Source organism: Acinetobacter sp. Q85-2, from assembly GCF_013420555.1.
GTDB classification, from domain to species: domain Bacteria; phylum Pseudomonadota; class Gammaproteobacteria; order Pseudomonadales; family Moraxellaceae; genus Acinetobacter; species Acinetobacter indicus.
Genome location: NZ_VOXW01000032.1, coordinates 1 through 25,750, shown reverse-complemented (window position 1 = coordinate 25,750; position 25,750 = coordinate 1). Strand labels below are relative to the sequence as shown.

Genomic DNA, 25,750 nt, shown 5'->3' with positions numbered 1-25,750 from the left:
TGAGAGAGCCATCACTCTGGCCTTGCGCGGCTGCGGTGATAATACCGCTGCTGCGAAATAGCTGGCCCTGGTCAGTGACCTGATCGACGGCAACCTGCGCGCCGATAAACTGTTTTAACGGAATCTGGGCATTGGTCGAAAGACAGATCAGTTCGGCATGTAAACCGTCATTGAGCTGGTGTTCACCGTCGATGCGCTGTAAAAAAACATCGGCATTTAAGGCCGGCTGAGAAAATTGAATATGGAGGGCACGTTTTTGTGGGCTGAGGCCGGCCTGCTCCAAGGCAGTATGGATATGAACACGGGTTATCATTGTTATAAAAGGTATTGTTTTAATTTGCCCCGATTCTAAACAATGCTTATTTTTTAATCCAGCCTCCCGCTTTCATTTCTTGCCTACAAACCACCTGTTTCCGACCAGTTGCGATCAACAGCTGCCCAAAAAAGGAGCCGAAGCTCCTTATGGTGTTTGTCTATATTTTAAAAGGTAATCCGGCGATAACTGCGATATTCCGGTTTCCAAAAATTCGCCTCAATCGCCTCTGCCAGTAACTCGTCACTGATTACTGGTGCTACACCGGCCAGCATCGCCGCTTTAGCCACCTTAAAAGCAATAATTTTCGAAACCTTCTGGATTTCATTTAAATCCGGTAACAGATCGGCTGCTGGATCGAGCAGCATCGGCGAACAGTCTGCCAGTGCATTACTCGACGCCATCAACATACTATCCGTGACCCGGGTCGCGCCGGAGGCGACTACACCCAAACCGATGCCCGGGAAAATATAGGAGTTATTACACTGCGAGATATGATAAATCTTGCCATGATAATTCACCGGTGCAAATGGACTACCAGTTGCAATCAGCGCCTTACCTTCAGACCATTGCAGGATATCAGCCGGCACCGCCTCAACCCGTGAGGTTGGATTCGACAGTGGCATTACAATTGGTCGCTCACAATTTTCCGTTAGTGTGCGAATAATTTCTTCGGTAAACAGCCCCGGCTGACCCGATACACCAATCAATACCGTTGGTTTGGCATGTTTGACTACATCGAGTAGTGAAATCATATCATCGGCATTGCCCCAGGCTGCAACCCGTTCAGGCGGCTGTGCCAGTTTGCGCTGGAAGTCCAGCAGATTCGGCTGGTTTTCGGTGATCAGGCCAAAACGGTCAACCATAAATACCCGCGCACGCGCTTCGGCATCGCTTAAACCTTCATACATCATCTGCGCAATAATCTGCTCGGCTATGCCGCTACCAGCAGAACCGGCACCGAGGAAAGCCACCACCTGATCTTTCAGCTGTTTACCAGCGGCACGTGAGGCAGCAATTAAACTGCCCACCGAAACGGCTGCGGTGCCCTGAATATCATCATTAAAACAGCAAATCTGGTCACGATATTTGTTTAACAATGGCATCGCATTGTTCTGAGCGAAATCCTCAAACTGGATCAGCGCTTTTGGCCAGCGGCGCTGGATCGCGGCAATCACTTCATCAACAAAGGCATAGTATTCATCGCCGGTAATCCGCGGCTGATTCCAGCCCATATAAATTGGATCATCCAGCAGTTGTGGGTTGTTGGTACCTACATCTAAAGTAATTGGCAAGGTATAGGCCGGGCTGATCCCACCACATGCGGTATATAAGGATAATTTGCCAATCGGAATCCCCATCCCGCCAATCCCCTGATCACCAAGACCTAAGATGCGCTCGCCATCAGTGATTACAATCACCTTCACGTTTTTCTTGTTCACATTTTGCAGAATGTCATCAATATGGCCGCGGTCCGGATAAGCCAGGAAGATGCCACGATGACGACGATAAATATCGGAAAAACGCTGGCAGGCCTCACCGACCGTTGGGGTATAAATAATCGGCATCATTTCACTTAAGTGATGCTCAATTAAGTGATAGAACAGGGTTTCGTTGGTGTCCTGAATATTTCGTAAATAAATATGCTTGTTGATGGCATCGTTAAACGACACATACTGCTGATAGGAGCGCTGACTCTGTTCTTCAATGCTCTCGATGGCATGTGGAAGTAAACCGTGGAGATTAAAATGGCGGCGTTCCTCTTCTGTAAATGCACCGCCTTTATTAAGCAAAGGCAGCTCCAGAAGCGTGTTTCCGGCATAAGGGATGTAAAGCGGTTTTTTGGTGGCTGAATTCGCTGATGTCATTTCCGATCTCATTATTCGATGATCCAGAAGGAGGCTCAAAGCAAAAGTTCCTCTGGGAGATAAGCTAGCTTAGCCCGTTTTGAGGACAATGGGGTATTTAGAAAATTGATAATGATTTGTGGATAATTTAGGTACTGAATAAATTTGTCCAATCCGGCATCCAGTCACGAAATAACGCTTTCCCAAAGCCGAAAATGCGGTTTTTTGTACCCAGATCAATCCCCTGCCTGTTTAGCTTACAAATCTCCGTTCCTGCGGGATGTAGTTTTTCGCTGTTTTTCTGTTACATGCAGCCAGTGCAGATTTTTCAATTGGCCTCAATTTGGGTATGCTCTGGGGCAAAACACAACGACATATTTAAAAATCATGTATATCAAGCCATGGATTACACTGGGCGGTTTGGCCGCTGTGCTGGGGTTAGGCGGCTGCCAGACCCTTTCCAATACCACTGAAAAAGTCAGCGATCAGGTGACCGGTTTATTCTCCAGTAAAGACAAAGCGCCGAAAATCGACAAAGATGGCGTGGTCGATATCAGTAAAAAAACCCTGGAGCAACTGGAAAAATTTACTGCCAGCATGCCGACTCAACAATGGGTCTATATTGAAAATGAACAGCTGGGACGCTATCAGCTGAAAAACAAGGCTCAGGATGGAGTGATTCTGACTCTGGCCCTGCACTGCAAGATCAGCAGCCAGCGACCAACCTTCTCGCTGAGCAGTGCCGAAGGCAAGACATTGTTAAAGGCTTATGATCCGAATGCCGGACAGATCCAGTTCCTGCTCGACAATCAGAATTATGGCAATCCTTTTAATGTACATACCGATGAGCCATTGAAACGCTTCCAGGCAGCCATTGCGCAGGCCAAGGTGATCAAGATTTTTAATGCCTCCCGGCTTTATACCTTCCAGAATGGCAATGCCGATCTGCTGAGTAAACCGGTGTCCTGTCAGGAGTCTGGTGCATCGGGCTAAATGCTATTTGGGTGCGCCCGGCATATCCACCAGCATCGCGGTAAAACGGCGCACCAGCGGCAACACCACCAGCACCACCGGAAAGGCAATGGCCCAGGAAATCATCCAGTTCTGGAACCACAGTGTGATCAGCCCTTCGACCCAGCCCAGCGCACGCAGCATATTGACCATTGAAATAATACCGCTCATCAGGCCAGACAGCAGCAGCGGCATAATAATGCCCGCCCATTTTGCTGGCAGTTTAGGAATATTGGCGATAATTACAGGACGTTTGGCGTGCATGCATGCTCCTACAGCGGGACAAATCCGTCATTGATCAGGTTATTTCATGGCCATGTTAGCATTTTCAGGCTACAGATGGCGCAGAATGTCGGACAATCTTCATTCACTACAAATGGGTTCACCTAAAGACAGTGAAATTTGCTATATTTGCTGTTTTTCTGCGACATTTATTTTTCGACTGATTATGAATACGGCAATCCAAGCAGCTCTTGAACATGCAGTGCAATCCCTTCAAGCAGAAGGTGTCCTCCCAGCAGACTGGAACAACACCAGTAATTTGACGCGAACCAAAGACCGAAGCCACGGTGACTTTGCCTCAAATATCGCCATGATTGCCTCTAAAGCTGCGGGCATGAAGCCGCGTGATCTGGCCGAAAAAATTCTGGCTGCATTGCCAGAAGTGGCAGATATCAGCAAAGCAGAAATTGCCGGTCCGGGGTTTATCAACTTCTTCTTAAATGCCGACCAGCGTTTTGCCATTCTTGATCAAATTCAGGCGCAGCAAGACCAGTTTGGTCGCACCAAGGTCAACGCGGGCAAACGTATTCAGGTTGAATTCGTTTCTGCCAACCCGACGTCCAGCCTGCACGTGGGTCATGGTCGCGGTGCCGCTTACGGCATGACCGTTGCCAATCTGCTCGAAGCCACCGGCGCGACCGTAGATCGTGAATACTATGTGAACGATGCCGGCCGTCAAATGGATATTCTGGCAACATCAACTTACTTACGTTATCTGGAACTGACCGGTCAGGAACTGGTGTTCCCGAAAAATGCCTATCAGGGTGATTACGTCAAAGAAATCGCGCAAAGCATTATCGACCAGGATGGTGATGCTTACGTACGCCCAGTGGCCGATGTCTATAAAGATGTGCCGGAAGATGTGCAGTATGCAGCTGAACCGGATGCAGAAGGCAACAAGGTGGTCCTGTCTGGCGATAAAGAAAAACACATTGATGGTCTGATTTTCAATTCACAGACTTTAATTGGCGAAGGCTATCGCGTATTCCATCAGGCCGCTTTAAAAGCCATTCTGGATGACATTAAAGATGACCTCGGTGAATTTGGCGTAACCTTTAACCAGTGGTTTAGCGAAGCCTCTTTAACTGAAAAAATTGATGAAGCGCTGCAAACGCTGGATCAGCGTGGTTATCTGTATGAGCAAGATGGCAACATCTGGTTTAAATCGACTGAGTTTGGCGATGAAAAAGACCGCGTGGTCAAACGTCGTAATGGTCAAACCACTTATTTCGCTTCAGACATTGCGTATCACCTGAACAAATTACAACGTGGCTATACCGACCTGATTGATATCTGGGGCTCTGACCACCACGGTTATATCTCTCGTGTAAAAGCTGCAATTGATGCGATGGGGTATGACTCGAAAAAACTAACTGTTTTACTGGTGCAGTTTGTCAGCTTATGGCGCGGCGGCGAGATGGTTCAGATGTCTTCCCGTTCTGGCCAGTTCGTGACCTTGCGTGACCTGCGTAAAGAAGTCGGCAACGATGCAGCACGTTTCTACTACGTCATGCGTAAATCTGAACAGCACATCGACTTTGACCTGGATTTAGCAGTCTCACAAAGCAAAGACAATGCGGTGTATTACATCCAGTATGCACATGCGCGTATCTGCCGTATGCTGGAAAAAGCGGCCAGCACAGGCGTGTATTTTAATGCGCTTGACGCGCGTCAGTTTGCGGCCAAGCTGGAACTGGAGGCTGAAACTGAAATTCTTGCCAAGCTGGCGGCCTATCCTGAAATTGTGACCCGTGCTGCCAATGCCTGCGAACCCCATCAGGTGGGTAACTACTTGAAAGAATTAGCAGCTTTATTCCACGGCTGGTATAATGAACACAAAGTGCTCAATGATGATGCTGCGCTTACTCAAGCCCGCTTATTGCTTTCAGTAAACGTACAACAAACCTTGCGCAATGGTTTAGAATTATTAGGTGTTTCTGCACCTGAAAGCATGTAAACCAAGACATTCTTCTGCTGGGCAGGCGTACCATCACGCACCTGTCCAGCCAATCAGCCAATAATCAGAATAAAGAGGTTCCCTCGTGTTTGGAAAAACGCAACGCGGTGTATCAGAACGACCAAATAAGCCCAAAAAACCACTCATTCCGACCTGGTTAGGCACACTGGTGGTGATTCTGGTCGTGTTATGTTTCGCAGTGGCCTTAATGCTGTGGAAGCCGTGGGAACCTGTGCCACCAAAAGGCCAGATCACTTCTGAACATTATCAGGAAGACACCAACAAGGATTACCGCTTCTATGACCTGCTGCCCCAGCAACAGGTAACACCAATTCCGGAGCAGGCCGTACCTGAAACCCAAGAACAGACGGCAGTGGTGATTGTCGAAGCGCCAATTGTTGAGCCGGCAGCGCCCGCAGCCGCCAGTGAAGCGACGGCGGGCATCACGCCAACTGAACCGCCCGTGGCCGCGCCTGCCAGCTATATTCTGCAGGTCCGCAGCTATACCGATCCGGATGCCGCCGATGCACGTCGAGCTGAAATTATTCTGAATGGTCTGTCCGCCGATGTGGTCAAAACCGTAGAAGGTGGTGAAACCTGGTATCGGGTAATTTCGGGGCCATATACCTCTGCAGAGGCGGCGCTAATTGCTCAGCAAACCCTGCAACATAGCGGGATTGATTCGATTGTGGTGAAACGCCAATAATAAAAAAGATGCGCAAGCATCTTTTTTTATAGCTTCAAATTTTGTTTAGGCCAACTGTGCCTCTAGCTTCTGTTCACGAGCGAACGCCCGCTGATAGCCCTCGCGCTGTGCCAGTCGCTGCAGATAACGCTCAATCTGCGGATATTTGCCATCAGTACGGCTTTGCAAGGCCTGTAGCGGAAAGGCCACCTGAATATCGGCAAAGGAAAATGTGCCGGCAAAATAGTCATGTGTGGCCAGATAATCTTCCAGAAACTGGATATGATCTTTGAGTCGCGGCTGAATAAAACCCTGCTGGATACCTTCACTGACTTTTGCTGCCACCGGACGAATCAGCCAGGGTGCGCGCTGCGGCACTTTACTGGCCACCAGCTGCATCACCAGCAATGGCATCAGTGAACCTTCGGCATAGTGCATCCAGTAACGGTACTGCTGCTGATCGGCCGGACGTGTTGGCTTGAACTGCTGCGCCACATCATACTGTTCCTGTAAATACTCTAAAATCACCGCAGATTCGGCAATCGGCTGCTCACCATCTGTCAAAATTGGTGCTTTACCCAGCGGATGCACCCGTTTTAACTCTGGTGGCGCGGCAAAACTCGGTAAACGGCGATAAAATTCAATCTGATAAGGCTGGCCCAGTTCTTCTAAGGCCCACAAAATACGGAAGGAACGCGACTGTTCCAGATGATGCACAGTAATCATAATGATACTCTGATTGTTTTTCTTGAAATAAAGAACCACCGGCTACCTTGACCGGTTGCAGCAACTCAGCATCATCAAGCCCATCCATCGATCGCGACGCTTGGGCCTGAAGTTCAATTCATCATGCCTGCTTAACGTGAAGCACGCATTTTATCTGGCAGGGCCGGTGCTTCCAGCCGTGGCCCATTATAATCTGGAATGCTGCCAAAACGCGGGTCCTGATTGACCCACTGGTCACGTGCCTCGCTCAGCTCGTCCTGGGTACGTCCGACAAAGTTCCACCATAGTAAAATCGCGGATTCAAATGGCTCACCGCCCAGTAACAGTACGCGTGCACCCTGGTGCAGTTCAATCTCAATGTCCTGCAGACCCGGCTCCAGCACCACCATATTGTCTTCGTTCAGTTCATGCTGGTTAATATGCGCCGTACCTTCCAACGCCATAAAGCCATATTCAAAGGCCGGATTCAGCTGAAGCCGGGTGCGTGCCGTTTCTGCCGCAGTTAAGTCCACTGCCAGTAACGGGCTATGCACCTCAACCGGCGAACGGGTTTCCAGAAACTCCCCGACCAGCACAGTAAATTCAACCCCATCTCGTGACACCACCGGCAATTCAGGATAATGGTCAAAACGCGGCGGCATATTGCGCTTGGCATCCGGCAAGGCAATCCACAGCTGGGCCGCATGCATGTGGGTTTCCTGCTCTGGCGCGACTTCGGTATGCGAAATCCCCTGCCCGGCTGTCATCAGGTTGACCTGTTTCGGCCGGATCAATTGTTTGGAGCCGATACTATCGGTATGCATGAGGGTGCCTTCAATCATCCAGGTAAAGGTTTGCAGGCCAATATGCGGATGTGGTCCGACATCTAGCCCGTCACCCTGCGGAAAGCTGACCGGACCGGCATGGTCTAAAAAGCACCAGGCGCCAATCATGCGTTTATGACGGCTGGGCAAGGCGCGTTTAATGACGGTGCCCTGCCCGATTTCTGCACGGCGCAGCGGCACTTCCTGAATAAACTGCTGGATATATTTTTCACAATCGTCTGAATGGGACAGTTCGGTATAGTTGGCATTGGTCATAGTTGTATCCTAACTCTGGCGATGTTCCATGTCGCTCATCTTGTTGTTTATCTTATACGCGGATGCTGCATGAGTTTGCTATAGTTCAGTTAATATGCAGCATTCTCCTGGCAGAACAATCAAAAAATCGCTTTTTGTTGTAAGGATTCATGTGAGCACCAGCGCACAATTTCCTCTCTTTTCCTGCCGTTTTGAGGCTTTTTTTCAGCAAATTACCCATATTTAGGGAGGTCTTTTTTTAATCGTCAAAGCTATACTATTACTTTGATTTTATTAACGACTTGGGGCAATTCTATGAAGATGGGAAATCGGATTAGAATGTCGACGAATTCAACAGATCTTGCACCCGATGATTCTGATCGACATATTTTACAAGCGTCAGAGTGCGACCTGGAAAGTCGTCAGGCCCTGGAACAGGCCCTGCAAGATCCGGCTGCCCGTATTCCGCCCCAGTTTGAAGACTATTTTTATAAATTCCAGACCATTCACCAGAAGCTGTATTTACAACAGGTCAATCACATTGGCCAGCTGGCATTTTTACTGTACTTTTTCGCCGATTATTTTGTACTGCCCGATGTCAGTCTGCTCTCCGGTATCGCCAGAGTCATCGTGATTGTACTGGCCATCAGCATTAATTATTTCCTGTTCAAATATGTGAAAGATATCCGGATCCATGACCAGATTTTACCGGTCGGCACGCTGGTTTGTGCCGGCCTGTGGTTTTATCTGATGTCCTTGTCGAACAGCCCCTATATCGATATCTATATCTATGCCTCGGTCATTTTTGTGGTGCTGGCCAATTTGTGTATTCAGGTGCGCTTTAAGCCGGCGCTATATACCTCGTTTTTAATCAGTACCGTGGTGTTTTTAGGCGTATCTAACTTAACCAGCGCCATTGAAACCATTATTTTTGCGCTGGTCTATCTGCCAATCTGGCTGTTCAGTTTATATATCAGCTGGACCAATACCCTGAATGCACGGCGTAATTTTCTCAGAACCATGCTGAATGACTGGAATTTCCATATTCTGCAAGAGCTGGCACATACCGACGAGCTGACCCAACTCAGCAACCGCCGCCAGTTTGTGCATATTGCCGAGCATAAGGTACATGAATGGCCGCAGCATGCTTCGACCTGCCTGCTGATGTTTGATGTCGATTATTTCAAGCAGATTAATGACACCCATGGTCATGATGTCGGTGATCAGGTGCTGCAGACCATTGCTGATATTGCCCGTAAGGAAATGCGGCGCAAGGATATTCTGGCGCGTTTTGGTGGCGAGGAATTTACCGCTTTACTCACCGAAACCAGTCTGCAGGATGCACTGCTGATTGCCGAACGTTTAAGAACCAAAATTGCCCAGCACCGGATTTATATTGGCCAGAATATCAGCCTGAATTTTACTGTTTCGATTGGCGTGTCTGAGCTTAAAGCCGAGCAGCCTGATTTAACCACATTAATTAAAGAAGCTGATATTGCCTTATATGCGGCCAAACAACATGGGCGTAATTGTGTGCTGCACTATGATATTGGCATGAGTGAACCGAAAAAACCGGCCTGCCCGTCCAATATTTCCTGGGTGGTTTAAATGCAAAAAGAGCGCCGAGGCGCTCTGCAAAATGAATTAGAAATTATCTTCATCAAAACGGTCTTGGTCGATTTTATAGATATGGAAACTCCGTTCTATCTGTACCCCTAAACCAAATTCAATCATCAAGGAGGTCAGCTTATTGCCATCAATTAAAACAATACCTGATTTCTTCGCAGACTCAATTGCCTCTTTACTAAAACTTGAAGTTGTAATGAAAACACCCTTCTTGGCGACCTGATCTGCCAAAGCGCCTTTAAACTGCTGAATATCAGGACGCCCCACGGTATTTTCCCAGCGTTTTGCTTGAATATAAATTTTATCCAGACCTAAGCGATCTTCGCTGATTACACCATCAATTCCACCATCATTCGTTTTTCCAATTGCTTGCGCTGCATCTTGATGTGAACCGCCATACCCCATAGCGACAAGAAGATCGACAACAAGTCGTTCAAAAAATAAAGGAGATTTATCTTTTATGATCTGAAGTAAATCATTTTTCAAATTAGACTTTAATAATTCTGTCGTAGTCTGAATCGTTTCTTCAGGTGTTTGTGTTTCCGGATAAACATTTAAACTTTCTGCATCTGTTAAAGTTTTAACTTCCGATTCATCTTCATTTTTCTTGCCAAATTTAAAACTTTTAAACCCGTCAAATTGGGCTAAAAATTCATTGGTTATAGCATTTAAATTTTTTAAATCAATTGTTCTTCCTAAATCACTGATCTCACAATAGGCCCTTTTAGGCTGCTGAATTAAGCCTGCTTTGACTAAATATGTCTTTGCCCATGAAACTCTATCTTTAAATATATTTTTTCCACTTGGCAGTGTTTGATTTAAATCTTCTTCAGACAGATTTGAACGTTCAGCTAAAACATCAGCAGCATCTGAAATTTTAATGGGCTGATCTAATTCCGACAATAATCTCATTAAAGGAAGCATTAACTGATCGTATGTAGGTAAAGACATATTTTTAAACTTAAGATTTTATTTTTATTCAGTATAAATAAAAAAAGAGCGCTTAAGCGCTCTTTTTTAAATAATTTCGGGCTTCTAAACTGCCGCGCACCTTGCGCCGATTTTAAAAGCAATGCTTTAAAATGGGCTCATGGCGTAATTCAGGCACAAAGCAATGCTTCGTAAAACCCCACTGCCGCGGGCACAGCCCTTGGCGTAATTCAGGCGGACAGCAGTACTATCCGAAAGCCCTGAATTACTCCCATTCAATTGTTGCAGGTGGTTTAGACGATACGTCATATACCACACGTGAAACGTCTTTAATCTCGTTCATGATACGAGTTGAAATACGATCTACCAGATCATATGGCAGGTGCGCGAAACGTGCTGTCATAAAGTCAACTGTTTCAACGGCACGCAGGGCAACAACCCAGGCATAACGACGGCCATCACCCACCACCCCAACAGATTTCACTGGCTGGAATACAGCAAAGGCTTGTGCCGTTTTGTCATACCAGCCGCTGGCACGCAGTTCCTGCATAAAGATGTCATCAGCCAGACGTAAAATGTCGGCATATTCTTTTTTCACTTCACCCAGAATACGCACGCCCAAACCTGGACCCGGGAATGGATGACGGTAAATCATGCTGTGTGGCAGACCTAAAGTGGTGCCCAGTTTACGTACTTCATCTTTAAACAGGTCACGTAACGGTTCAACCAGTTCAAAAGCCAAATCATCCGGTAAACCACCCACGTTGTGGTGTGATTTAATTACATGCGCCTTGCCCTGTTTGCTGGCGGCAGATTCAATCACGTCTGGATAAATCGTACCTTGTGCAAGGAAGGTTACGCCATCGAGCTTACGTGCTTCTTCAGCGAAGACTTCGATGAATTCACGACCGATGATTTTACGTTTTTTCTCTGGATCAACTTCGCCAGCCAATGCAGAAAGGAAACGATCTTCAGCATCAGCGCGGATCACGCGGATCCCCATGTTGTCTGCAAACATTTGCATAACCTGGTCGCCTTCGTTTAAACGCAGCAAACCGTTGTCTACAAATACACAGGTCAACTGATCGCCAATTGCCTTGTGCAGAAGTGCCGCTACAACCGATGAATCCACACCACCTGAAAGACCTAACAATACTTTTTCATTGCCAATCTGTGCACGAAGCTGTTCTACACGCAGGTCAATAATATGTTCTGGTGTCCACAGACCACGACAACCACAAATCTGGTGTACGAAGTTCGACAGTAATTCCGCACCTTTAGAAGTGTGCGTTACTTCCGGGTGGAACTGGATGCCGTAGAAACGACGTGTTTCGTCAGATACCATGGCAATTGGGCAGCTTGGAGTTTGCGCTGTCACCTGGAAACCTTCCGGAATACGGGCAACTTTATCGCCGTGGCTCATCCAGACATGCAGCTGGTTTTCACGGTCTTGCAGGTTACCAATCAGCTGGTCACGCACCACGATGTCTACTTCTGCATAGCCAAACTCATGGACAGTACCTGGCTCAACTTTACCGCCAAGCTGTTCGCACATGGTTTGCAGGCCATAACAAATGCCCAATACTGGCACACCCAGTTCAAACACCACTTGTGGTGCACGCGGGCTGCCTTCCTGGTGAACGCTTTCAGGTCCACCCGACAAGATGATACCGTTTGGATTAAATGCACGAATGTCTTCTTCAGACATGTCATAGGCATACATTTCAGAATATACGCCAGCTTCACGAACACGACGTGCGATGAGCTGACTATATTGAGAACCGAAATCCAGAATCAGGATACGATCTTCAGTAATTTGAGTATTGGTAGTCATGACAAACAACTATGAGAGGCAAACGAATATAAGCGCCGTATTCTAGCATTTTTTCTGCGCATTAAACACAAGATTCAGATCAGTCTGTGCGGATCCCCGAATCAGGCCGCTACCGGCAGATATTCCCGCCCCTCTTCTTCAATAGTATTTTTTATTTATTGGGCAAAAAAATAAGGCAGCCGGAGCTGCCTGTACTGAATGACGGGACATCATTTCCCTGCATCACATCTTATTTTTCAATCAGATGATCCAGACTCAGTTTACCTGCACCTTGCAGCACCAATAGCAGGAAACCACCTGAAATCGCCAGGTTCTTCATCAGGTTAACTGCATCTTCCGGTGCACCATGGAACATAAATGCAGTCAGCAAACTGAATACTGCCAGTGCCAATGCCACCAGACGGGTTTGCAGACCCAGTAAAATTGCCAGACCACCACCCAGCTCCAGCAGAATCACCAGCGGTAACAGGCCACCCGGCACCCCCATCGCTTCCATATAGCCCACCGTTGCGCTATAGCCGGCAATTTTGCCCCAGCCCGACACAATAAAAATATAAGCCAGCAAGACACGCGCCAGTAGCAGCGACAGGTTGTTTAAGGCAGGGGTTTGAAAGATTTTGGCAACCACAGTATTTGGATTAAACATGAGAGAACCTAGAGCAGATCAGTAAAAAGATGCTGCTATCTTAGGGACTGGCCGAAGATCAAAAAATCACCATTTCAAAGATGTATCGTTGCAAATTTAGAATGATGACAGCGGAAATTTATTTACGTTTTTCTACTGACTTTCACCAACCGGACTGATAGGATTTGACTACATTTCTGCTTGTTTTTCCCTCATGGAACTGATTGATTTTATCCTGCATGTTGATGCGCATTTACTTGAGTTCATTACCAATTATGGGGTCTGGATTTATGCCATCCTGTTTCTGATTATTTTTGTTGAAACCGGTCTGGTGGTGATGCCCTTTTTACCGGGAGACAGCCTGTTATTTGCAGCCGGTGCGCTGGCGGCCTCGACCGGTGCCATGGATCCGTGGTTATTGGGCGGCTTACTGTTTATTGCCGCTGTCTTGGGCGATACCCTGAACTATCATATTGGTAAATATATTGGGCCACGGGTATTTGAAATTGAATCACGCTTTATTAATAAAAAACACCTGATTGCCACCCAGCAATTCTTTGCCAAGCATGGCGGTAAAACCATTATTTTTGCCCGTTTTGTGCCTTTTGCCCGCACCTTTGCCCCTTTTGTTGCCGGTGCCGGGAGCATGAACTATAAATACTTTCTGACCTATAACGTAGTGGGCGCTTTCTGCTGGATTGGCTCATTTATTACCCTGGGTTATCTGTTTGGTAACATGCCAATTGTGAAAGAGAATTTTACCTATCTGATTTTTGGCATCATTATTTTAAGTGTCTTGCCGGGGGTGATTGGTTTTGCCCGCCAGAAGCTGAAAAAGCAGGTCCGCGCTTAAGCGAAAAAGCGCAGAATAACCGGAAAAGCACACAGCACCAGCAACATGGCCGATCCTTTATACAAGAGATCGGCTTTTATTTGCTTGGATTCTCCCGATAAAATCGCGCGACCAAAAGACATCCAGAACAGCGCAGTCGGCAACAGCACCAGACAGAACACTGCATAAACCATCAAGAAATTGGTCGGATTATCCCAGGTTTCAGTCGGTAAAATCCCGGCAGCAAAAAGTAGTGCCTTGGGATTTTTTAAGGTGGCAAAAAACAGCTGATGCGGGCGGATAGACGGGTTGAGCTGGTTATGCTTGACCAGATGCGCATGCTTCCACAAATGAAAAGCCGTCCACAGCACATATAGTGCGCTCAAGCCATGCAGAATATGGCTTAAATACGGCCAGATTGGGACGGTCAGATGAATCAGCAGCGCCCACAAACTGATGGCATATAAATAGCCGAGCAGCTCGGCAGGCACAAATAAACTGGTTCTGGCAATCCCATGTTGATGTGCTGAACTTGCAAGCAAAGCATTGGTTGGTCCCGGAATAAGCAGAACCGCAATCATTGCCAGCACAAACAGCCAACTTTCAATCATAGACACCTGAAATTACCTGAAATTAGGCGCACACCTTATATTAATTTGATAAAAACTGACAAGTTTTTCTCACGACTGGGAGGATATTTGGACAGATAAAAAAGCCTTTATTTTTATTTAAATTTAAGATTTTTAATAATTTTTTCTGAAACATTTTGCTAAGATTTTTCACGCCGTGACTCGCATAAACTGCCAGCCCAGCGTGAAAAATGCGAAGCCTTAACTGGCCTGCTTGGTGCGTACAACAATTGGACAGCCTTTAAAACGCGCCGCCTGCACAATGGCTTCCTGCTCGCCCAGCACCCGTGCCAGTTCAGTATTTTTGGTATTCGATGATTGTCCCATATTGACCGAAACACTTGGGCCAATGCCCCAGCCGCCACGACTGCCCCAGCCTCCGCCAAGACCCACCCCCACACCAACGCCGGTCCGTTTAGGCGCCTGTACGCCCTGATCAATATAGGACTGAATCCGGTTATATTCGCTTTGCAGCTGCTGACAGTTCAGCGCCTGATAATGTGTAGGCGAGACATAGGTCGGTTTAACCGTCGTGGCACAGGCACCCAGCAGCAAGGTTCCGGCAGCCAGCAGGCTGATATACAGTGTTTTCATGCCCATCTCAGGATTGTTTCTGTTCAATCTCATTGAACAACGATTGATAGGCCTGCGTCAATTTATGATCTGTAGCAAAATGAATAAGCGGCAGATTTTTATGATGCGACTCTTTCATGATGACTGAGGGTGGCAGCATGCTGTTAAATACCGGTAACTGCTCCTCTTTCAGCTGCTCGACCACTTCTCGTGGCAGCTTGGCCTGGGCCTGGAACTGGTTCACCACAATGCCTTCAATCTCCAGCTCGGCATTATGATCTTCCTGGGTTTCCAGCACATTTTCAATCAGGCTGTGCAGGGCACGTTTGGAAAACACATCGCAGTCAAACGGAATTAATACCCGGTCAGCCGCAATCAGCGCCGATAAGGTAAAGAAGTTAAACGCCGGCGGTGTATCAATAAAGACCCGCTCATAACGCCCGGCCAGTGAGGCCAAGGCATCCCGCAATTTATAGATTTTATGTTTGCTTTCTAAGGCATGGGCCAGACTGCCCAGGTCCGGACTGGCTGGAATTACATCCAGATTTGGAAAGGGCGATTGATGCACATAGGCTTCCAGACCTTTGGCGCGGCTTTTTAAGATCGAGCCCAAGGCATTGCCAATTAAGCCTTTGCTTTGGGTATTGCCCAGCACTTCTTCAAAATAGTTCTGGATATTTGGTTCTAGTGCCGGCTTATGGGTGGAATAGGTGGCATCATCCCCCAGTAAATACTGGCTGGAGTTGGCTTGCGGGTCCAAATCAATGACCAGGGTTTTAAAGCCCTGATGGGCACTGATAGCGGCCAGATTGACCGTAATACTGGATTTTCCAACGCCGCCTTTCTGGTTAAAGACCACACGTGTTCGCATGTCTATCCCTCTGATTTTATATTCTAATTGGCTCAAGTGTAGCGAAGTATAGCCGAGAGATAGACATTATTGTCGAACAATTAACCAAAACTTGGCTTGATCATTACCAAGGCGATAATCGCCAGTAATGCAACCAGGGCTATGCCCCAGCCGGCGCGGCGTTGCACCAGTAAAATACTGTCCGTTTTACGGTAGGCTTTCATTAACGAAGACAGCATCACCAGGAATAAAATGATTTTGGCATAAAACCAGGTTTCGACCTGAAAATCCTTTAATGCCAGCAGCACAATTCCGGTTACTACTATCAGCGTAACCGATAAATGTTGTAGCGCCACCCATAGTGTGCGTCCGGCCGGATTGGGCTGGTTGCCCTGCACGCCTTTAAATAAGGTCAGGCCACGGGCCAGCAGAATGACCAGCAATACGCTGATGCTGGTCATATGAATAATTTTAAGTAAAAGTTGGGTTTCCATGAACTGTTCTGATCTCTATTTCTTGTTCGGGGTTATTGTTTCGGGGCGTGGGCACATTCCGGGCTTGAGGTATCCTGTCCTTGCCATTCATCCTGAACAAAGGCATGAATTGCCAGCGCATGAATCTTGCTTGGACTTAACAGATCACCGACCGCGGCATAGACTTGTTGATGACGCTGCACCAGACGTAAACCGGCAAACTGTTCACTGACGATTACCACCTTAAAATGAGATTCCTTCCCCGGATAATAGCCGCCGTGACCAGAAGATTCATTCACCACGTCTAAATGTGTCGGGTTCAGGGTGTGTAAGCGTTCAATCAGTTGTTGTTCTATGCTCATGATCATGCATCCAAAAAGGCCTGAGATTAATCTTAGTATACCCTGTTCTTTTTGCGATATTGTGGCGACCGGCTGAAAACCGGCTTTTTCCCGCCTGAACCGCCGCTATGGGCTGATTTCACAGCAGAAATCATCTAAACCTTGGTCAAAATGGCTTTTATTTATGCAATCAGCACAAGTTTTTTCACAAAGTTATTGACCCTGTTTTTGCATAATGTATTATACACCGCATGCGGGAATAGCTCAGTTGGTAGAGCACAACCTTGCCAAGGTTGGGGTCGCGAGTTCGAGTCTCGTTTCCCGCTCCAAATTCAAAAAGCCCTAATCGAAAGATTGGGGCTTTTTCGTTGTTGATTTTAAATAACATTTTTTCTTTCAGTCTATAAAGCTATCAGCTTCAAAGTGAGTAAAAAGTTAAGTTAGATCAGTTAAGAGTGGGCTTACGTGACCAAAAGTGACCAAAACGTGCCCTATCAATGTCAACTATAGATCAACATGTTTAAGTTTTTGCATGAATTCTACTCAATATGAACTGAGTAATTTTTAAAAAAACCTGAAGCACTCCCTTATGGCTTTCATTAAAGCTTTTTAATCTCTTATAAAAAATGGTGACCAAATTTGGTCACCAAAAATACTTAATAAAAACAATATACTAACTAGAAAATTATTAAATTATATGACGCTTTTTATTAGCAATAATTATTCATCTGGCTTGAACTTTAATAAATCACCAACGTCTACATTTAACAATACGCACAATTTTTCTAATGTTTCAAAATCAATACGAGTTGATTGACCATTATAAAGCTTATGTAAAGTCGTCTTACTCATTCCGGTTGCCCGAGCTACATCTGCCACTTTCATTCTTCGTTCCGCCAAAAGAACAGGCAAGTTACAAACTATCATTAATTACCACCATTGTGTAATAAAGTACTTGCATGATGTATTAAACACATTTATTATTGCATTGTGATCTTAAATAACACCATTGTGATACTTTATAAAAGGATACAAACATGAATCTTACTTATATTACTACAAAAGAATTGGCAGAACGAATCCATTATAACGAACGTACCATTCGTAATCAGTTAAAGGATAGCGTTCTAATCGAAGGTATTCATTACATCCGCCCTTTTGGTGGACGCAAAATTTTATATGTATGGGAGCGTATTGAAGAAGATATGACTAAAACCACTTTAGGCTCGCTACACAGCCTACAACTTCAATAAGGAGGATATTATTATGGCTGCCATCCGTACTAGATACGGTAAGTTATGTGTCGATTTTCGATACTTAAACATCCGTTGTCGTGAAACAACAGCTCTTGAAGACAATGCTCCAAATCGCAAAAAGCTTGAAAAAGTGATTGAGCGAATGGAAGCGGAAATCTTATTGGGTATTTTTGACTATGCTAAGTACTTTCCAAAAAGTTCTCGTTTGAAAGAAATCAAAAATGCAGAAAACAGAGTAAATGAAATCAGCTCTAAAACACCTCTATTTTCAAAGTTCTGTGAAATCTGGTTCACTGATAAAGAAATAGAGTGGCGTACAAGCTATAAGGAGAAAATTCAAATTGTAATCAAAAAGTACTTGATCCCTTTTTTTGGCGCAATTCCTGTTATTAATATTAAAAAGTCAGACATTCTTGGATTCCGTTCATCCCTCGCCAAAGTGACTCACGGAAAAAACCAAGAATGCCTTTCACCATCAAGAATCAACCAGATTATGATAGTGCTTCGTATGATACTCGATAGTGCTGCCGAACGATATGAATTTGATAGCCCTTATAAAAATATCAAGAACTTAAAGCAAGGAAAGATTGAAGTAACACCTTTTTCATTAAAGGAAGTACACGTAATCCTTGCCACAGTTCGTGATGATTTTAAGCCTTATTATACTGTTCGATTTTTCACAGGTATGCGCACCAGTGAGATCGATGGCTTGCAATGGAAAAATGTGGACTTACAACGTCGGGAAATCCACATTCGTGAAGCATTGGTGAATGGGCAGCTTGGTGGAACTAAAACTTATGGTTCTGACCGCACGATCCAGATGAGTGATCGGGTTTATCAGGCCTTTCTGCAACAAAAAAGCTTAAATTCTGGAAAATCAGAATTTGTATTTTGTAATCGCGATGGTGGGCCGCTTGATTATCGCCTGGTCAATAAGCGTGTCTGGCATCCCCTGCTACGCTATTTAGGGCTAAAACCTCGTCGTGCTTATCAAACACGTCATACAGCAGCAACTCTTTGGCTGTCGGCAGGAGAAAATCCGGAATGGATCGCACGTCAATTGGGACATTCAACGACTGAAATGCTATTCCGGGTCTATAGCCGTTACATCCCCAATGTTACGCGCCGCGATGGCAGTGCATTTGAAGCCATGCTGGAAAAACTAAATACAGAGGAGCTTGCACATGAATAGTAAAGCTTTCTTTGGTGGTGTGGTCGTCAGCGCTGAAGCAGATATGGTCGCTCGTGAATTAATCCATGAGCTACACATTCCCAAACTGCACAATCTGGCCTTTTTGCTGGAAATCAATAAATGCTTCGATGATCACCAAGCATTAAGACTCTGGCTACAGCGAATGCTGGATGAAGGGCAAGCCCACTACGATGACTTGGCCCAACAGGCCCGTATCCGGTTAATGAGCCTAGCTCACTAATAAAACAAACATAGAAGGTCATCCAGTCGATGACCTTAGCCCCTTTATACCTATAAAAAGGTGAACACATGCATAAAGATATTTCAATTTGGATGCCACTATATATTGGCGACTTACAGGCAAAATTTGCACGAATGACGGCAGAACAAATTGGTGCGGCACTGCTGTTAATGATGGATTTCTGGAAAAATGGTGCCATTCCTTATGACCTAGCTACTGTATGCAGCATTACAAAATTATCGCAACATACCAAGGCTAAAACTTTGTTGAATACCCTAATGGCCCTGGAATTATTTGAAGTCGAATCTGAGCAGATTCATTCAAATTTTTTAACCAGTTTAAAAAGCCAGGCATTGCAAAATCAGCAAATGAAATCTGATAAAGCTAAAAATGCAGCTCAAGCACGTTGGGGGAAATCCGCAAGTAATGCTCAAGCATCAACCAAGCAACGAAAAGTAAATGCTCAAGCAGCTCCTGAGAAGAGCCCGAGTATTACTCAAGTCATGCTTGAATCATGCCCTTCATCTTCATCTTCATCTTCATCTTCATCTTCATCTTCATCTTCATCTTCATCTTCAAACTTTGAAGAAAAAAATGAGGATTTTTTAGAAAGTTCCAAATGGATTTAGGAGAATAATCATGAATACCGTGCTTAAAACGCTCCAGTTTCGCGCAGAAACAACGGAAACAGCTTGCCCTACCCATCATATACCCCTAATGGAAATTGCGGGTCACAGACTCTGTAAATTGTGTGCCAAAGAAACTGTCCAGTCGTCACATGCAACCTATGAGGACGAACTGCAACAGCGATTACTGCAGCAAAAAATTAAAAACTCAGGGCTCAATAAACGCTACCTGGATCGTGGCTTCAAGAATTATGTAGTTGCATGCCCTGCACAAGACAATACCATCAAGCTATGTCAGGCCTTTGCACAACAGATTATTTCTGACCACAACCCGAACATGTTGATGATTGGTACACCAGGTACAGGTAAAACCCATCTGAGTGCATCAATTATTCGTAACATTCTGCATAACAGTACAAAATCTGCACGCTACTATACCAGTGCAGAAATTGCTCAAAAAATGATGGATACTTGGTCAGATACTTCACGCTCTGAGAAAGAAGTCATCGACCATTTCTCCAGTTTTGATTTATTGGTGATTGATGAATATGGCCTGCATGACCGGCATGAAAAACGCCTAGAGATGGTGCATAAGGTCTTATATAGTCGTTATGACAATATGAAATCTACCCTGCTGATTTCCAATTTCACAGTCCAAAATATGCAGCGGGATTTAGGTGTCCGATTATGGTCACGATTACATGAAAACAATTTGATTGTAGTACCGTGTTATTGGGATGACCGACGAATAAGCGGATAATCGTAACTCTCACTTAAGCCAATTATCTTGCTGAGATGATTGGCTTTCTTTCTAAAGATTCCCTATAAGGCCATCATGAGCAATGTCAAAACCAGGTTTATTACCGCCGCCGATCTCATGCTGCAACTCAGTACAGCCTATCAGCAAGGTAAATTGAGAACCTATATGCAACGCGTGATACTCGCCCCGAAATTATTGATTATCGATGAAATTGGTTATTTGCCCTTTGGACGTGAAGAAGCGAATCTGTTCTTTAACGTGATTGCCAAGCGTTATGAAAAAGGCAGTACGATATTGACGAGTAAATTACCATTTAGCCAATGGTCTAAGTCGTTTGAGGATGATGTCACGTTGACCGCTGCGATGTTAGATCGGTTATTGCATCACTGTCATGTGGTACAAATATCGGGGGAGAGTTATCGTTTGAAGGATAAAAAAAGAATAGGGATTCAGCCTCAGGTTGAAACTTAATACGAGATCAAAGGGGTCAATTTTACTTTGCCATTTGTAAGGTAAAAGGGGTCAATTTTAGAATGCCGTTGACACCGGTTCTCTGCCACTGTCTTAGAAAGGGTGGAACAAATGCATACACCTAAAGAAGTAAAGCACCATTAAGGTGCTTTACTTCTTTGACAATTTAAAACCCCACATAAAACTTCTCAATCAACTGGCGTGTCTTGACCAGCAAATTGCTAAACACGTTCTCCCGCTCAAACAGCTTAACCTTATAGTTTGGTAAGTCCTTCAACTCTTCTTTACGTGGTAGGCGTTTGGTGAACTCATAATGCTCCAGAACCTGCTTCATGGCTTCTGGTTTCAGGTTTTCTTCTTTACAAAGATGCTGATAGGCCTGTTCTTTTTCAGCATCCCAGAATTCAGAAAAAGCCGTTTGGACGCTTTGGCCGTTGATCATCTTCGGCATGTTTTCTTCAATGAATTTTTGAATCAGGTCTTGCTTATCGTGCAAACTAATATCGCTACTGATTAAATCGTAAATTTGCGCTTGGTACTTCTTACGCTTGTCCTCTAAGTCTGTATCAACAACAAGCTGTAGCAGGTTGATGATATAACCAACATTAATGCGATCACTATGCAGTAAATCCAGTTGAAAATCGACATCATCAAGTACAGATACTTTTTCTTTCTTGGTCGTCTTTCTAACGGCACGACATAGGTCAGCATACTTAGAGGCGAAATTCGCAAAGTGCTGTTTATCCAGTTGTGTTTGGTCTTGATCGTACTCAATAAAAGTTTGTAATTGCGCGTTATAGCGCATCACTTCACGGAAAGCTTTAATAAATTCAAGTTGCTGTTCTTCTGTAACAAGATCATCGACTGATTGGTAATTGGGCGTTAAGGCAAACAGTTTGCTCACCGCTGCTTGGTAATCCTGTTCGATTTCCGCATAGCTTGGAACAAGGACGATCTTGGTCGTTTCTTTATTGGAAAATAGTGCCAGCGCTTCATCCGTTGCACGTTTTAGATTGCGGAAACAGATGATATTGCCAAATGGTTTTTTATCATTGTAGACACGGTTGGTACGAGAGAATGCTTGAATCAAGCCATGATATTTCAGGTTTTTATCGACATACAAGGTATTTAGCGGCTTAGAGTCAAAGCCCGTGAGGAACATATTGACCACAATTAGAATATCAATCTGTCTGTTTTTTACGCGCTGTGCAATGTCGCGGTAGTACGCATAAAATTGATCACCAGAATTGTAGTTGGTTTTAAACTGTCGGTTGTAATTGGCAATGTAGCGATCCAGCTTATCCCGACTGGATGAATTGACCTGAGTTGGAATATCTGCGGCTTCTTCATGAATTAAGCCATTTAAGTCATCAGTCGGTACAGCCTCATTTGCCGCATAAGAAAAGATGGTGGCAATGGTCAACGGTTTAAATATCCGACCTTGTGCTTCATCTTCAATTTGCTTTTCAGCCTGCACCTTTTCAAAGAGGTCGTAATATTGGGTCAGTGTTTCGACCGAACTGACACAGAACATTGCCGTAAATTCACGATTACGGGTTTTGGTATCGTGAATATTGACAATGTAGCGGGCAATCATTTCAAGGCGTTGCGGATTGTCATACAGTTCTTTGGTATCGATGCCTTCTACGTCTTCATCATAACTGTCATTCGTCGCCATGCCTTTGGCGGTGTATTTGCCCCGATAATCAATCTGGAACTGCAATACGTTACGGTCACGGATGGCGTCCACAATCACGTATTTATGCAAACACTCATTAAACAGGTAATCGGTCGTCAGTTTTAAACCTGCTTTGCTTTGGCTATTCTTTTCAAAAATAGGCGTACCGGTAAAACCAAACATTTGTGCATTACTAAAGAATTTTTTGATGTTTTGATGGGTATCACCAAATTGGCTACGGTGACACTCATCAAAAATAAACACCACTTTTTTATTTTTAAGATAATCAATCGATTCTAAATAACGGTCGGTGCTGATGGCTCGATTGAGTTTTTGGATGGTGGTCACAATCAGTTTGTCGTGGCGTTGATCCAGCTGTTTCACCAAGGTCGATGTGTTATCGGTGCTGTCCACGCTGTCGGCTTTAAAAGCATTAAATTCGCGTGAGGTTTGCGTGTCGAGGTCGTTACGATCGACCACAAACAGGACCTTTTCTACATCGGGCATTTGCATGATGATCTGACTGGCTTTAAATGAAGTCAGGGTTTTGCCTGAACCTGTAGTGTGCCAAATATAGCCGTTCTGATCGGAGTTTTGCACATGCTCCACAATTTTCTGTACTGCATAAATCTGATAGGGACGTAGCACCATCAGGCTTTTGGTGGTTTCTAGCAGCACCATGTACTGGGTCAGCATTTGGGTCAGATGCTGCTGATTGAAAAAAGCTTCGGCAAAGTCGACAATTTCATTGATGTGTTTGTTATGGACATCCGCCCATGGAAAGGCAAACTCGATGCCTGTGGTGCCGTTGGAGTAATAACGGGTATTGGCACCATTACTAATGACAAACAGCTGAATAAAGCCAAATAGCCCTTGCCCAGCCCAATAGGCTTCACGAATATAGCGTTGTGTCTGATTAAAGGCTTCGGCGATTTCCATGCCGCGTTTTTTCAGCTCGATCTGTACCAAAGGCAAACCATTCACCAAGAGTGTGACATCAAAACGGCTGGTTCTGCCATTATAGTCACGGTGATCAATGGTGATCTGGTTGGTGACCTGATAGATATTTTTGCTAGGATCATCAGACAGGAAAAAAAGGTGTTTACTGGTTCCATCATCAAATTTGACTGGGAACAGATCACGCAGATTCTTGGCGCGTTCAAACACGGTGCCTGTATTTAAAAAACTGATGACGTGTTTCCATTCCGTTTCTGACAGTGGCGCAAGTCCATTGGCGCGTTCAATCTGGGTTTTCAGGTTGGACAGTAGCTGGCTTTCATCCTTGAGCGTGACTGAGGTATAACCCAATTGCTGTAGCTGGCCGATCAGTTCATTTTCAAGTTGGTATTCGCTTTGTACTGTCATTTCACCCTCAAAACCATTTTATCGATATGCTGTTGCTTGATTTATTCAATTATTAACATGCTAAACACCATACCTAGATATGATGTTTAATTGCTCTTGCTTTTAATAAACTAAATTATTTAATCATTTTCTCAGCATTTACGATTAAATTCTTCTCAGCCTCATACGCTTTTAATGCTTTTGGAACGTTTCCTGTGATTAGATTTTCTTCTGAAAAATCTTTAGCAGAAGTTGGAATAACAGTAACGGCTATAGATTTTTTCTTAGCATTTTGTGCTTTTAAATCAGTCCATTTTTTTGCATTGTCATTAAAACCAAAGGTATCGATTGCAATTGAACGATGTACAGTTTCACCTGCTCTTAAACCATTTTTCTTACTACCATAGGTATAGCTATCTATACCTGTATAAGTTGAATAAGGTTCTTGCTCATCATCTAAATAAAGATCGATTTCCCACTGGATTGAGGATAAATCCTGTTTGCTTCCATTATGCACATCAAAAGAAACTAAAGGCTTGCCACGAGTAAAAAACTCACTGCTTGTACCTAAACTTATATTACTCGCTTTAATTTTAGATAAGTCATTATAGATATCAGTCCAATCTTTTTCGATAGACTTCAACCGTTCATATTCATCAAAAACTGCTTGCTTGCGATTATCTACAGCAAGTTTCACAATTTTTCGATAAGTAATATCAGCACCATATTGCTCTTTAAATTTTTCAATAGACTCTACTGTACCTATATTCAGCGTGTTAATAGCCCATTGAACAATTTCTGACTCTTGTTCTGGCAGTTCCCCGTGTATTTTTTTGGATGAATCCGTTAATGTTTGCAAGTTAGTCAAATCAAAAGTAGTATCCAATGGCCCCTTACTACATCCACTAAGTAATACTGCAGCAAACACTGAAGCAATGATCAATTTTTTCATGTTAACCCTCATATAATACATGATGCTTTTAATAAGCAAAAAGCCAAACCCACTTATGGATTTGACTATCAAAAAATTTACACAAACATCTGCTGCAACAAGCCTTTTTTCCAAGTTTTGGCTTGTTCAATTTGCTGTGCCACCACTTCAATTTTTTGGTCGATGGCAGAGAGAAAATCGGCAATTTTGGTTTGTTCTTCTAGGCATGGCAATGGAATGATAGCCGTATTAAAATCTTTAAGATTAAGATTTTGCCGACCGTCACCTGTTGAATAGTTTACACACCAATTAATAAATTTCTTAGAATTAAAATACCATACTAAATAATAAGGGCTAACTTTTTCATTAATTACTCTAGTATTGATTGTTGCGAATCCAATTGCTCCATTTAGCTCTTCAGGTATTAAGCTTGAAACGCCTACATCGCCTGTATGTACCGTCACAATATCATTTACTTTCAATTTTCTATTTTCATAGCTATTTGCAAAATCTGGATCTAAAAAAATTAATCTAACCCGGATCCTGCTTAAGCCGATGATTCCTTAATTTGAATTGTTGGCTTATTTTGATGGGTTAATTGATATGCACATAGTGAGGCGTAAATTCCACTCAGAAATCCATGAAGACTACGTGCTTTA

Annotated in this window: 26 protein-coding genes, 1 tRNA gene and 3 pseudogenes; 12 read left to right on the top strand and 18 right to left on the bottom strand. The window is 44.5% G+C overall.

Annotation, left to right across the window (positions count from 1 at the left end; translation table 11 throughout):
• A pseudogene (locus tag FTT68_RS13380) lies at positions 1-313 on the bottom strand (contractile injection system protein, VgrG/Pvc8 family); the annotation flags it as partial.
• Between the two features lie 167 nt (positions 314-480).
• On the bottom strand, positions 481-2,181 hold the full coding sequence (locus FTT68_RS13375; protein ID WP_016658973.1) for an NAD-dependent malic enzyme: 1,701 nt from the start codon (positions 2,179-2,181) through the stop codon (positions 481-483).
• Positions 2,182-2,547: 366 nt separating this feature from the next.
• Between FTT68_RS13375 and FTT68_RS13370 the strand changes: the two genes are divergently transcribed.
• Positions 2,548-3,153, top strand: a complete 606-nt coding sequence (locus FTT68_RS13370) for a hypothetical protein (protein ID WP_168407612.1) — start codon at positions 2,548-2,550, stop codon at positions 3,151-3,153.
• Positions 3,154-3,156: 3 nt separating this feature from the next.
• Here the strand turns inward: FTT68_RS13370 and FTT68_RS13365 are convergent, their stop codons facing one another.
• On the bottom strand, positions 3,157-3,435 hold the full coding sequence (locus tag FTT68_RS13365; RefSeq protein ID WP_005181365.1) for a DUF2798 domain-containing protein: 279 nt from the start codon (positions 3,433-3,435) through the stop codon (positions 3,157-3,159).
• A gap of 184 nt (positions 3,436-3,619) precedes the next feature.
• Here FTT68_RS13365 and argS point away from each other — a divergent pair, with 184 nt between their 5' ends.
• A complete protein-coding gene (gene argS / locus FTT68_RS13360; RefSeq protein ID WP_180084120.1) occupies positions 3,620-5,410 on the top strand; it encodes an arginine--tRNA ligase in 1,791 nt (596 codons plus the stop codon).
• 85 nt (positions 5,411-5,495) lie between these two features.
• Positions 5,496-6,116, top strand: coding sequence for an SPOR domain-containing protein (locus FTT68_RS13355; protein ID WP_075168056.1), 621 nt, complete (start codon positions 5,496-5,498; stop codon positions 6,114-6,116).
• A 45-nt stretch (positions 6,117-6,161) separates the two neighbouring features.
• Here FTT68_RS13355 and FTT68_RS13350 read toward each other — a convergent pair whose 3' ends face one another.
• Both FTT68_RS13350 and FTT68_RS13345 read right to left on the bottom strand, forming a co-directional pair.
• Positions 6,162-6,821: a glutathione S-transferase family protein gene (locus FTT68_RS13350; RefSeq protein WP_180084118.1), complete on the bottom strand. Its 660-nt coding sequence runs from the start codon at positions 6,819-6,821 to the stop codon at positions 6,162-6,164.
• Between the two features lie 131 nt (positions 6,822-6,952).
• Positions 6,953-7,900: a pirin family protein gene (locus tag FTT68_RS13345; protein WP_180084116.1), complete on the bottom strand. Its 948-nt coding sequence runs from the start codon at positions 7,898-7,900 to the stop codon at positions 6,953-6,955.
• A gap of 318 nt (positions 7,901-8,218) precedes the next feature.
• Between FTT68_RS13345 and FTT68_RS13340 the strand changes: the two genes are divergently transcribed.
• Positions 8,219-9,487 (top strand): GGDEF domain-containing protein, encoded by a 1,269-nt coding sequence (locus FTT68_RS13340; protein WP_016658966.1) that lies wholly within the window; start codon positions 8,219-8,221, stop codon positions 9,485-9,487.
• Between the two features lie 36 nt (positions 9,488-9,523).
• Here FTT68_RS13340 and FTT68_RS13335 read toward each other — a convergent pair whose 3' ends face one another.
• The 3 genes from FTT68_RS13335 to FTT68_RS13325 all read right to left on the bottom strand — a co-directional run bounded on the left by FTT68_RS13335 (position 9,524) and on the right by FTT68_RS13325 (position 12,915).
• Positions 9,524-10,456, bottom strand: a complete 933-nt coding sequence (locus FTT68_RS13335) for a restriction endonuclease (RefSeq protein WP_104472473.1) — start codon at positions 10,454-10,456, stop codon at positions 9,524-9,526.
• Positions 10,457-10,700: 244 nt separating this feature from the next.
• Positions 10,701-12,269, bottom strand: a complete 1,569-nt coding sequence (guaA, locus tag FTT68_RS13330) for a glutamine-hydrolyzing GMP synthase (protein WP_180175423.1) — start codon at positions 12,267-12,269, stop codon at positions 10,701-10,703.
• A gap of 229 nt (positions 12,270-12,498) precedes the next feature.
• The gene (locus FTT68_RS13325) at positions 12,499-12,915 is read right to left on the bottom strand and encodes a DoxX family protein (RefSeq protein WP_016658964.1); all 417 of its coding nucleotides are present in this window, start codon (positions 12,913-12,915) and stop codon (positions 12,499-12,501) included.
• Between the two features lie 193 nt (positions 12,916-13,108).
• Here FTT68_RS13325 and FTT68_RS13320 point away from each other — a divergent pair, with 193 nt between their 5' ends.
• A complete protein-coding gene (locus tag FTT68_RS13320; RefSeq protein ID WP_005181345.1) occupies positions 13,109-13,747 on the top strand; it encodes a DedA family protein in 639 nt (212 codons plus the stop codon).
• On the opposite strand, the gene FTT68_RS13315 is transcribed toward FTT68_RS13320, so the two are convergent.
• The 5 genes from FTT68_RS13315 to FTT68_RS13295 all read right to left on the bottom strand — a co-directional run bounded on the left by FTT68_RS13315 (position 13,744) and on the right by FTT68_RS13295 (position 16,613).
• Positions 13,744-14,337 carry a LysE family translocator gene (locus tag FTT68_RS13315; protein WP_016658963.1) on the bottom strand — a complete coding sequence of 198 codons (594 nt, stop codon included), beginning with the start codon at positions 14,335-14,337 and terminating at the stop codon, positions 13,744-13,746. The genes FTT68_RS13320 and FTT68_RS13315 overlap by 4 nt on opposite strands.
• A 219-nt stretch (positions 14,338-14,556) precedes the next feature.
• Entirely contained in the window at positions 14,557-14,949 is a 393-nt protein-coding gene (locus FTT68_RS13310) for a hypothetical protein (RefSeq protein WP_005181343.1), read from the bottom strand.
• Positions 14,950-14,956: 7 nt separating this feature from the next.
• A complete protein-coding gene (locus FTT68_RS13305; protein ID WP_005181342.1) occupies positions 14,957-15,799 on the bottom strand; it encodes a ParA family protein in 843 nt (280 codons plus the stop codon).
• An 80-nt stretch (positions 15,800-15,879) separates the two neighbouring features.
• Entirely contained in the window at positions 15,880-16,272 is a 393-nt protein-coding gene (locus tag FTT68_RS13300; RefSeq protein ID WP_160241736.1) for a SirB2 family protein, read from the bottom strand.
• A gap of 32 nt (positions 16,273-16,304) precedes the next feature.
• The gene (locus FTT68_RS13295) at positions 16,305-16,613 is read right to left on the bottom strand and encodes a BolA family transcriptional regulator (protein WP_016658959.1); all 309 of its coding nucleotides are present in this window, start codon (positions 16,611-16,613) and stop codon (positions 16,305-16,307) included.
• Between the two features lie 232 nt (positions 16,614-16,845).
• Between FTT68_RS13295 and FTT68_RS13290 the strand changes: the two genes are divergently transcribed.
• Positions 16,846-16,921, top strand: a tRNA-Gly gene (locus tag FTT68_RS13290).
• Positions 16,922-17,312: 391 nt separating this feature from the next.
• Here the strand turns inward: FTT68_RS13290 and FTT68_RS13285 are convergent.
• A complete protein-coding gene (locus FTT68_RS13285) occupies positions 17,313-17,519 on the bottom strand; it encodes a helix-turn-helix transcriptional regulator (RefSeq protein WP_004280956.1) in 207 nt (68 codons plus the stop codon).
• A 110-nt stretch (positions 17,520-17,629) separates the two neighbouring features.
• Here FTT68_RS13285 and FTT68_RS13280 point away from each other — a divergent pair, with 110 nt between their 5' ends.
• From FTT68_RS13280 to FTT68_RS13255, 6 genes and pseudogenes are all read left to right on the top strand, one after another.
• A complete protein-coding gene (locus tag FTT68_RS13280; protein WP_001054887.1) occupies positions 17,630-17,845 on the top strand; it encodes a hypothetical protein in 216 nt (71 codons plus the stop codon).
• Between the two features lie 13 nt (positions 17,846-17,858).
• Positions 17,859-19,040 (top strand): site-specific integrase, encoded by a 1,182-nt coding sequence (locus FTT68_RS13275; protein WP_180175422.1) that lies wholly within the window; start codon positions 17,859-17,861, stop codon positions 19,038-19,040.
• Positions 19,033-19,281, top strand: a complete 249-nt coding sequence (locus tag FTT68_RS13270; RefSeq protein WP_075168062.1) for a hypothetical protein — start codon at positions 19,033-19,035, stop codon at positions 19,279-19,281. Before FTT68_RS13275 ends, FTT68_RS13270 begins: the two co-directional genes overlap by 8 nt.
• A 68-nt stretch (positions 19,282-19,349) precedes the next feature.
• Positions 19,350-19,910: a DUF1376 domain-containing protein gene (locus FTT68_RS13265; protein ID WP_180175421.1), complete on the top strand. Its 561-nt coding sequence runs from the start codon at positions 19,350-19,352 to the stop codon at positions 19,908-19,910.
• Positions 19,911-19,920: 10 nt separating this feature from the next.
• Positions 19,921-20,667 (top strand): ATP-binding protein, encoded by a 747-nt coding sequence (locus FTT68_RS13260; RefSeq protein WP_180175420.1) that lies wholly within the window; start codon positions 19,921-19,923, stop codon positions 20,665-20,667.
• 51 nt (positions 20,668-20,718) lie between these two features.
• Positions 20,719-21,138, top strand: a pseudogene (locus FTT68_RS13255) (ATP-binding protein); the annotation flags it as partial.
• Positions 21,139-21,304: 166 nt separating this feature from the next.
• Here the strand turns inward: FTT68_RS13255 and FTT68_RS13250 are convergent.
• The 4 genes and pseudogenes from FTT68_RS13250 to FTT68_RS13235 form a co-directional block, all read right to left on the bottom strand.
• Positions 21,305-24,181 (bottom strand): type I restriction endonuclease subunit R, encoded by a 2,877-nt coding sequence (locus FTT68_RS13250; protein ID WP_180175419.1) that lies wholly within the window; start codon positions 24,179-24,181, stop codon positions 21,305-21,307.
• Between the two features lie 115 nt (positions 24,182-24,296).
• A complete protein-coding gene (locus tag FTT68_RS13245) occupies positions 24,297-25,112 on the bottom strand; it encodes a DUF6694 family lipoprotein (RefSeq protein ID WP_158651065.1) in 816 nt (271 codons plus the stop codon).
• Positions 25,113-25,189: 77 nt separating this feature from the next.
• Positions 25,190-25,618, bottom strand: a complete 429-nt coding sequence (locus FTT68_RS13240) for a restriction endonuclease subunit S (protein WP_373685562.1) — start codon at positions 25,616-25,618, stop codon at positions 25,190-25,192.
• 20 nt (positions 25,619-25,638) lie between these two features.
• Positions 25,639-25,750, bottom strand: a pseudogene (locus FTT68_RS13235) (IS982 family transposase); the annotation flags it as partial.

Bases quoted from the DNA above. Each gene is read 5' to 3' on its own strand.
- FTT68_RS13310 (WP_005181343.1), bottom strand. From the start codon at position 14,949: ATGAAAACACTGTATATCAGCCTGCTGGCTGCCGGAACCTTGCTGCTG.
- FTT68_RS13350 (WP_180084118.1), bottom strand. From the start codon at position 6,821: ATGATTACTGTGCATCATCTGGAACAGTCGCGTTCCTTCCGTATTTTG.
- guaA (WP_180175423.1), bottom strand. From the start codon at position 12,269: ATGACTACCAATACTCAAATTACTGAAGATCGTATCCTGATTCTGGAT.
- FTT68_RS13245 (WP_158651065.1), bottom strand. From the start codon at position 25,112: ATGAAAAAATTGATCATTGCTTCAGTGTTTGCTGCAGTATTACTTAGT.
- FTT68_RS13340 (WP_016658966.1), top strand. From the start codon at position 8,219: ATGTCGACGAATTCAACAGATCTTGCACCCGATGATTCTGATCGACAT.
- FTT68_RS13325 (WP_016658964.1), bottom strand. From the start codon at position 12,915: ATGTTTAATCCAAATACTGTGGTTGCCAAAATCTTTCAAACCCCTGCC.
- FTT68_RS13295 (WP_016658959.1), bottom strand. From the start codon at position 16,613: ATGAGCATAGAACAACAACTGATTGAACGCTTACACACCCTGAACCCG.
- FTT68_RS13375 (WP_016658973.1), bottom strand. From the start codon at position 2,181: ATGACATCAGCGAATTCAGCCACCAAAAAACCGCTTTACATCCCTTAT.
- FTT68_RS13320 (WP_005181345.1), top strand. From the start codon at position 13,109: ATGGAACTGATTGATTTTATCCTGCATGTTGATGCGCATTTACTTGAG.
- FTT68_RS13345 (WP_180084116.1), bottom strand. From the start codon at position 7,900: ATGACCAATGCCAACTATACCGAACTGTCCCATTCAGACGATTGTGAA.
- FTT68_RS13365 (WP_005181365.1), bottom strand. From the start codon at position 3,435: ATGCACGCCAAACGTCCTGTAATTATCGCCAATATTCCTAAACTGCCA.
- FTT68_RS13260 (WP_180175420.1), top strand. From the start codon at position 19,921: ATGAATACCGTGCTTAAAACGCTCCAGTTTCGCGCAGAAACAACGGAA.
- FTT68_RS13300 (WP_160241736.1), bottom strand. From the start codon at position 16,272: ATGGAAACCCAACTTTTACTTAAAATTATTCATATGACCAGCATCAGC.
- FTT68_RS13280 (WP_001054887.1), top strand. From the start codon at position 17,630: ATGAATCTTACTTATATTACTACAAAAGAATTGGCAGAACGAATCCAT.
- FTT68_RS13275 (WP_180175422.1), top strand. From the start codon at position 17,859: ATGGCTGCCATCCGTACTAGATACGGTAAGTTATGTGTCGATTTTCGA.
- argS (WP_180084120.1), top strand. From the start codon at position 3,620: ATGAATACGGCAATCCAAGCAGCTCTTGAACATGCAGTGCAATCCCTT.
- FTT68_RS13265 (WP_180175421.1), top strand. From the start codon at position 19,350: ATGCATAAAGATATTTCAATTTGGATGCCACTATATATTGGCGACTTA.
- FTT68_RS13335 (WP_104472473.1), bottom strand. From the start codon at position 10,456: ATGTCTTTACCTACATACGATCAGTTAATGCTTCCTTTAATGAGATTA.
- FTT68_RS13315 (WP_016658963.1), bottom strand. From the start codon at position 14,337: ATGATTGAAAGTTGGCTGTTTGTGCTGGCAATGATTGCGGTTCTGCTT.
- FTT68_RS13370 (WP_168407612.1), top strand. From the start codon at position 2,548: ATGTATATCAAGCCATGGATTACACTGGGCGGTTTGGCCGCTGTGCTG.
- FTT68_RS13250 (WP_180175419.1), bottom strand. From the start codon at position 24,181: ATGACAGTACAAAGCGAATACCAACTTGAAAATGAACTGATCGGCCAG.
- FTT68_RS13270 (WP_075168062.1), top strand. From the start codon at position 19,033: ATGAATAGTAAAGCTTTCTTTGGTGGTGTGGTCGTCAGCGCTGAAGCA.
- FTT68_RS13305 (WP_005181342.1), bottom strand. From the start codon at position 15,799: ATGCGAACACGTGTGGTCTTTAACCAGAAAGGCGGCGTTGGAAAATCC.
- FTT68_RS13285 (WP_004280956.1), bottom strand. From the start codon at position 17,519: ATGATAGTTTGTAACTTGCCTGTTCTTTTGGCGGAACGAAGAATGAAA.